Consider the following 250-nt stretch of genomic DNA (forward strand, 5'->3'; position numbering starts at 1 on the left):
TATGAGCAATAAGCTGAGTAACCGCCTGTTTGGTCATTTCTTCAACTGGCTGCGCTATGGTAGTTAACCCAGGCCAAATATGGCGTGCTATAGGGGCGTTATCAAAGCCAGCAATTGAAATATCATCGGGCACACGTAAACTGCGTTGAGTTGCTAATTTAAGTACGGCGGCTGCCATGTAATCGTTTGAAGCAAATACTGCGGTTGGCCGTGGCGATAAATCTAAAATACTCCGGGCACTGTCTACCCC

General features: G+C 47.2%; 1 protein-coding gene. It reads right to left on the reverse strand.

Annotated elements, in window-relative coordinates; all coding sequences use genetic code 11:
• Positions 1-250 (reverse strand): substrate-binding domain-containing protein (locus AAEY62_RS23755; protein ID WP_350636920.1); only part of this gene is annotated, 250 nt, incomplete at both ends.

It is taken from the genome of Pseudoalteromonas sp. GW168-MNA-CIBAN-0100 (assembly GCF_040309225.1).
In the GTDB taxonomy this organism is placed as follows: Bacteria; Pseudomonadota; Gammaproteobacteria; order Enterobacterales; family Alteromonadaceae; genus Pseudoalteromonas; species Pseudoalteromonas arctica.